We start from the raw sequence: 4,008 nt of genomic DNA, 5'->3' as shown, positions 1-4,008 counted from the left end.
CCCCTATGTCGCCGACATGGCCAGATCGAAGGACACCAGCCAGAAATTCAATCCAAAATACATCGACGACGACGGCTCGACGCTGGACCTCACCGGCGTTGTCAACCGCATGGACCGCGGCTATCTCGGCCACACCGAATGCGGCGAGATCCGGCTGATCTACCGCTTCCACTATTCGATCGCTGAAAAGCCGGTGAAGGGAAAGGCGGGCCAGCGCATTTCCTCGCGGCTGCCGTTGACCATGAGCCTGGTGTTCAACGCCAAACCCAGGCAGGCGCAGGCCCGCGCCTCCAAGGACCTGCCAAGCGCCACCGACGTTTCCTGCGCCGATGTTGCCCAGCGCTGGCTGGCAGCCGGAAAGAAAGACCTCCCACCCGACCAGCTTGCCGCCTGGCTGCGCTCCGACGAGGGCCCGCTCTCGGGCGCCATGCTCAATTCGTCGCAGATCATGCGGCTCGAACTCAACATGCAGGTGCTCAGGCTGTCGGCATCGACGCGGCGCGATTTCGGCGGTCATGCCGAATACCTCCTGAAGATCTTCAAATGGGATCCGGCTGCGTCCAGCTTCTATGAAGCGAAGATGGAAAACCAGATCGACCGCGCCACCGTGCTGGCCGACAAGCCGTCTTTCGCCAAATGGCTGCTCACCGACCGCAACATCTACGACCTCGACCATGGCCGGCTGGTCATCGATGAAAAATTCCTGGCCAGGAGCGCCGTCTCCGTCGCACCCGGCGGCCTCAGCCGGTCGCAGAACAACATCGTCTACGGGCTGGTCGACGACGCCGACATCGACAAGGCGCTGAAGGACTACGTCGCCAGGGGCAATACGCTCGCCACCATCAAGTCGGCGGCCGGCTTCAAATTGCGGCTCAACGAGATGAGTTGCACCGGTTGCCATCAGACGCGCGGCATTGCCGGCTTTCATTACACCGGCGCCGATCCGGCCAGCGAGCCGCGCCGCAACGCCGTCTTCGTGCCGGGCTCGGCTGTGTTCTTCGCCGACCTGCCGCGCCGCCGCGCCATCGTCGAGCAGTTCGCCGCCGGCAGTCACCCGGACTTTACGCGCGGCTTCGCCGCCCGTCCGGACGCCAGATATGCCGAGGCGCTGAAAGGCACCGACCTCTACAATGGCTGGGGCTCGATCTGCTATCGCGGCGAGGACCCAAGTTTCAAGGACTGGACCTGCGGCACCGGCCTGCGCTGCGCTGGCGTCCATGAAAGCGCCATCCATCCGGGCTTCGGCACCTGCGTCAGCGAGGCCGGCACGGCCGTCGGCGACCCGGTCGAGTTCGGCGAGATCAAGATGTCGACCTGGGGCAACGACCAGTATTGCCGCCTCTCCCCGGCCACCGCCAAGGCCTGCGCCATCGACCCGGCGCGGGACAAGAAGCCGCCGGTCAAGCTCGCCGGCTATGGCGCGGCGCGCCAGCGCTACGACAATCCGCAGCAGAAGACCGGCGGCTTTCCCGGTGGCATGCTGCGCAAGGCGAGCTGCGACAAGCTTCCCGGCGAGGCGACGTGCGGACGTCTGGCCAAGACCGGCTTCAACGACTGCATCGCGTCGGGCAAGGACCACAAATTCTGCACGAAGGAATTCACCAAGACCGCCGGCCTGCGCGCCTGCGACAAGGCGCATCCCTGCCGCGAGGACTATATCTGCACCGCAGGCTATGACGATCTGGTGCAGGCAAAAGCCGGCAAAGGCACCTGCATCCCGCCCTATTTCATCTTCCAGTTCCGCGTCGACGGCCACCCGCGCAGCTGGGTGCAGGATGTCAGGGAGTGAGGGAACGGTTTGCCGCAGGCAAATTGAAAGGTCCACTGGACCTTTCAAAAGGCTCGAACGCCCGCAGCCATAGCGGAGGGCGATAGACACTGCCGCAAGAAAGGACGTAAACCACGTCCAACAGCGGCCTTGGCCTGCAGCCAATCACGTCAGACGCCTAATCTTCCTGTTTGGCGCCGGCGCTCTTGCCGTCAGAGCTCTTCGACCGTTCCTCGAAACGCGCCGCGCCCTTTTTAAGCGGACGGCCGGTTTCCGCCTCGGTCTTGCGCTCGTCCCTCGCCGCCGCCTGTTTCAGTCCCGCGGCCGCCTGCTTGCCCTTTGCGGTCGGTGCTTGTTCGATGCCCATCGCTTCCTCCGTTCGCGCGACAAAACGCGCGCTGTCGGGAGCAACGTGCCCGGCGTGCGACGGTTCCGGCAGCGCCGGAAATCTGGCGGCTCAGCGCGCCGTCATCGCCTTGCGGAAAGCTTCCAGCGTCTCGGCGCTGACATGGTGCTCGATGCCTTCGGCGTCGATGCGCGCCGTCTCGGCGCTGACACCAAGCGAGCGCAAAAAGGCTTCCACCGTCTGATGGCGGATGCGGCTTTGCTCCGCGACCTTGCGGCCGGCATCGGTCAGGAACACGCCGCGATAGGGCTTTCTCGACACCAGGCCGTCGGCGCACAGCCTGGTCAGCATCTTGGCCACTGTCGGCTGGGCGACGCCCAGGCGTGCGGCGATGTCCACCTGGCGCGCCTCGTTGCCGTCTTCGATCAGGTCGGCGATCAGCTCGACATAATCCTCGACCAGCGCGCTGCGGCGCGCTTCGCGCTGCTGCCGGAAGCCCTCCGAATGAATTTCGGCGTCAAGCAGCGGCTCGCGCGGGACCGGTCTGTTCTTCAGCGCCAATACGCGCTCCTCCCAGGACTATTTGCCATCCATGCTTTCATAGCACGGGCTCTGATTCTTCAGGCCGTTTATTTGCATTGCGCCACAGGTGCAACCAGCGCTTCCGATTGCCGTTTCCACCCGATGACCGCCGGCCGGATGAAAAGCAACGACAATGAAATATAGCATATTGCATAATGTTGAGCCATGGCATAGCTTAGGGAACATCGCCCAGTCTCCCGGAAAGCCCTCCCCCATGTCCGAAGCCGAAGCCACAGCCTCCCGTTCCTCATGGCGGTTCGCCAGGCCCGACGAGGACGAGCAGCCCAGCCTGCGTGAAGTCAATTCCTCCATCGCCGTTCCGAGTTCGGGGGTCTGGTTCCGCCGCCTGTTCGCCTTCATGGGTCCCGGTTACATGGTCTCGGTCGGCTATATGGATCCGGGCAACTGGGCGACCGATCTCGCCGGCGGCGCGCAGTTCGGCTACACGCTGCTGTTCATCATCATGCTGTCCAACCTGATGGCGATCCTGCTGCAGGCGTTGGCGGCACGGCTCGGCATCGCCACCGGCCGCGACCTCGCCCAGGCCTGCCGCGCCTACTATCCCCGTCCGGTCAATTTCGTGCTGTGGATCGCCTGCGAACTGGCCATCATCGCCTGCGACCTGGCCGAAGTCATCGGCACCGCGATCGCGCTGCAACTCCTGTTCGGCATTCCGCTTATCAGCGGCGCCATGCTGACGGCGCTCGACGCCTTCCTCGTGCTGCTGCTGATGAACAAGGGCTTCCGCTATCTCGAAGCTTTCGTCATCGCGCTGCTGATCATCATCTTCAGCTGCTTCGCCATCCAGATCTTTGTCGCCGCCCCGCCGGCAGGCTCGATCCTGCATGCCATGTTCGTGCCGTCGTCGCAGATCGTCACCAACCCGGAGATGCTCTACATCGCCATCGGCATCATCGGCGCCACCGTCATGCCGCATAATCTCTATCTGCACTCCTCTATCGTGCAGACCCGTGCCTATGAGCGCACCGACAAAGGCAAGCGCGACGCCATCAAATGGGCAACGACGGACTCGACCATCGCCCTGATGCTGGCGCTGTTCGTCAATGCCGCCATCCTGATCGTGTCGGCGGTCGCCTTCCACAACACCGGCCACCAGGATGTCGCCGAGATCGGCCAGGCATTCGAGCTGCTGTCGCCGCTGCTTGGCTTGAGCATCGCCTCGATCCTGTTCGCGGTGGCGCTGCTGGCGTCCGGCCTGAACTCGACGGTGACGGCAACGCTTGCCGGCCAGATCGTCATGGAGGGTTTCCTGCGCCTGCGCATCCCCAACTGGGCACGCCGGCTCTTGACG

Annotated in this window: 4 protein-coding genes; 2 read left to right on the top strand and 2 right to left on the bottom strand. The window is 64.0% G+C overall.

The features are described 5' to 3' along the window. A partial coding sequence (locus tag EN750_RS22165) for a hypothetical protein (protein ID WP_127397644.1) occupies positions 1 to 1,789 on the top strand: 1,789 nt, incomplete at its 5' end. 157 nt (positions 1,790 to 1,946) lie between these two features. Here the strand turns inward: EN750_RS22165 and EN750_RS22160 are convergent. Continuing rightward, positions 1,947 to 2,135, bottom strand: coding sequence for a hypothetical protein (locus EN750_RS22160; RefSeq protein ID WP_127321885.1), 189 nt, complete (start codon positions 2,133 to 2,135; stop codon positions 1,947 to 1,949). A gap of 90 nt (positions 2,136 to 2,225) precedes the next feature. Then, entirely contained in the window at positions 2,226 to 2,675 is a 450-nt protein-coding gene (mntR, locus tag EN750_RS22155; RefSeq protein WP_127271216.1) for a manganese-binding transcriptional regulator MntR, read from the bottom strand. Positions 2,676 to 2,910: 235 nt separating this feature from the next. On the opposite strand from mntR, the gene EN750_RS22150 reads away from it, so the two are divergent. Then, positions 2,911 to 4,008: Nramp family divalent metal transporter (locus tag EN750_RS22150; protein WP_145967833.1), on the top strand; the 1,098-nt coding region annotated here is incomplete at its 3' end.

Source organism: Mesorhizobium sp. M7A.F.Ca.ET.027.03.2.1 (genome assembly GCF_003999175.1).
In the GTDB taxonomy this organism is placed as follows: domain Bacteria; phylum Pseudomonadota; class Alphaproteobacteria; order Rhizobiales; family Rhizobiaceae; genus Mesorhizobium.
Note: the sequence above shows the minus strand (reverse complement) of the source record. Positions and strands in the feature narration are given on the sequence as shown.

Excerpts from the sequence above, each read along its gene's own strand:
- EN750_RS22160 (WP_127321885.1), bottom strand. The coding sequence starts at position 2,135 with ATGGGCATCGAACAAGCACCGACCGCAAAGGGCAAGCAGGCGGCCGCG.